Consider the following 2,624-nt stretch of genomic DNA (forward strand, 5'->3'; position numbering starts at 1 on the left):
TGTAGCGCGGCAATCAGGATGAGACGCTGGCGACAATCTGGATGAGATTCTTAGGTCGCGGTCGAGATCAAGTTATCACGCTGATTGTCGCTGACAAGTTCTTCTTCGTTTTCTGATTGCCGTTCCGCGACAGCCTGCGCCGAGGTTCTGATTGTCGCGAAGGAAGCTGGCCGACCCCGTTGGCGCTTTTCCTCAAGGGCCGTTCTGCGCCTATAACTCTCGACATTCATCTCGAAGATCGTGGCGTGATGTACGAGCCGGTCGACTGCTGCGAGTGTCATGGCAGGATCTGGAAAGATCCGGTTCCACTCTCCAAACGGCTGGTTGGCAGTGATCAGGATTGATCTATGCTCGTATCGCGCTGAGATCAGCTCGAAGAGTACGCTTGTTTCCGCCTGGTCCTTTGTGACGTAGGCGAGATCATCGAGGATTAGCAGGTCGTATTTATTGAGTTTGTCGATTGCTGACTCAAGTTGCAGTTCGCGGCGGGCGACCTGGAGCTTCTGTACAAGATCGGTTGTCCGGGTAAACAGGACCCGCCATCCGTTCTCGATCAGCGTAAGGCCGATAGCGGCAGCAAGATGGCTCTTTCCGCCGCCGGGCGGACCGAACATGAGGATGTTCGCTCCCTTGGCGAGCCAACTGTCGCCGGCAGTTATTGCCATAACCTGCGCTTTTGAGATCATGGGTACAGCGTCGAAGGCGAAGCTGTCCAATGTCTTACCGGGCGGAAGGTGTGCCTCGGCGAGATGCCGTTCAACCCTGCGATGGGCACGCTCTGCCAGCTCGTGCTCGGCAATCGCCGACAGGAAGCGAGCTGCTGGCCAACCCTCCCGATCTGCCTGTTCAGCAAATCGTGGCCACAGGGTTTTGATTGTCGGCAGCCGAAGTTCATTGAGCATGATGCTGAGCCGTGCTTCATCGATGACGTGGGCGTTCTTCATGCGGCTTCTCCCTTGCCGATCAATGCCTCATAACCGGTGAGCGATGCGAGCTGCACGTGAACGGTAGGCAGCCCGGCTGGATCCGGGCCGAAGAGCGTTCGCATGGCGGCTGGATCGGGTAGGTCACCGGCATCGAGTGTCCTGGCCAATTCTTCGGCAAGTTCGCGTTCGCAGCCGCGGTCATGAGCCAGCGCCAGAAGCTCTACGGTGATTTTGCAAGCCTGCTTGTCAGGCAGTTGTTCGATGAGGGTCTCGAAAGCTCTGCGATATTCCTCCCGCGGAAAAAGCTTGTCGCGATAAACGAGGCCCCGGAGCGCCATCGGCTTTTTGCGCAGGGAATGGATGACGTGGTGGTAGTTGACGACCTGATCGTGCCGCCCGTCAGCGTAGCCACGTCCCCGGCGCAACGTCATCAGGTGCGTACCTCCGACAAAGACATCCAGCCGGTCGTCGAACAAGCGAACTCTTAGCCTGTGGCCGATTAACCGGGACGGCACGGTGTAGAAGACCTTGCGCAAGGTGAACCCACCGGTGCGCGATACCGTCACCACGATCTCTTCGAAGTCCGTCGTGCGACGCTCAGGCAGCGGCTGCAGATGGGATCGTTCCGCATCAATGCGTTTGCCATGGGCAGCATTGCGACGGCTGACGATCTCGTCGACAAAGGCGCGGTAAGAAGTGAGATCATCGAAGTCTGTGGTGCCTCGCATCAGCAGGGCATCATGAACGGCGTTTTTGAGATGACCGTGGGAGCTTTCGATCGAGCCGTTCTCATGGGCGACGCCTTTATTGTTGCGTGTCGGCGTCATTCGATAATGGGAGCAAAGCTGGTCGTATCGGTGTGTAAGATCGACCTTGGCATCGGCGTCAAGGTTGCGGAATGCAGCCGACAAGCTGTCGCTTCGATGATAAAGCGGCGTGCCGCCGACAGACCAAAGGGCATTCTGAAGCCCTTCAGCCAGAGCGACAAAGCTTTCTCCGCCGAGAATGACGTGGGCATGTTCGAAGCCGGACCAGGCAAGCCGAAAGTGATAAAACAGATGATCAAGCGGTTCGCCGGCGATCGTTACGCCAAGGCCGCTGGCGTCGGTAAAATCAGAAAGGCCCAGCCGGCCCGGCTCGTGCGTCTGGCGGAAGATTATCTCCTGCGCTTCGCCATGGACAGCACGCCACGACCGGATGCGTCGCTCGAGCGTGCGACGGATACCTTCAGAAAGGTCTGGATGCCGGCGCAGCATCTCGTTGTAAACAGCGACAGCGCGGATGCCAGGTGCTGCCTTGAGGAGCGGGACGACTTCTGTCTCGAATATCGGCTCCAAAGGATCAGGACGGCGGCGCTCGCGTGGCGCTTTGCTATGAGATGGAAGTTGCGTCTCTTTGCCGAGACGATAGGCTGTGGCCCTGCTGATCGACGCTTTTGCAGCGGCAACCTCAACGGAATGCATTTGTCGATACTTCATGAAGAGTCTCATCTGATGATCGGTTACATGGCGACCCGGCACAAATTGGTTCTCCAATACAGAAAACCGCAAATGTACCGGACCGACCGCGATCTTGAGACGCCAAAATCTGCGCCACGCCGAGGTATGACTACGATCGGGCTACGCCCTCCCTCCGTCACACCCCGGCGCGAGTCTCATCCTGATTGACGCTGAATCTCATCGAGATTGCCGCTAAACA

At 57.7% G+C, this 2,624-nt stretch carries 2 protein-coding genes; both read right to left on the reverse strand.

Annotated elements, in window-relative coordinates; genetic code table 11:
• Nucleotides 1-50: 50 nt before the first annotated feature.
• On the reverse strand, nt 51-944 hold the full coding sequence (gene istB / locus AC5SEO_RS26775; protein WP_112155707.1) for an IS21-like element ISRel5 family helper ATPase IstB: 894 nt from the start codon (nt 942-944) through the stop codon (nt 51-53).
• Nucleotides 941-2,446, reverse strand: coding sequence for an IS21 family transposase (gene istA / locus AC5SEO_RS26780; RefSeq protein ID WP_112155708.1), 1,506 nt, complete (start codon nt 2,444-2,446; stop codon nt 941-943). The genes istB and istA overlap by 4 nt, the downstream gene beginning before the upstream one ends.
• Between the last annotated feature and the right edge of the window lie 178 nt (nt 2,447-2,624).

Source organism: Agrobacterium sp. K11, assembly GCF_059429395.1.

Coding starts and splice junctions, on each gene's coding strand:
- istB (WP_112155707.1), bottom strand. CDS start 944: ATGAAGAACGCCCACGTCATCGATGAAGCACGGCTCAGCATCATGCTC.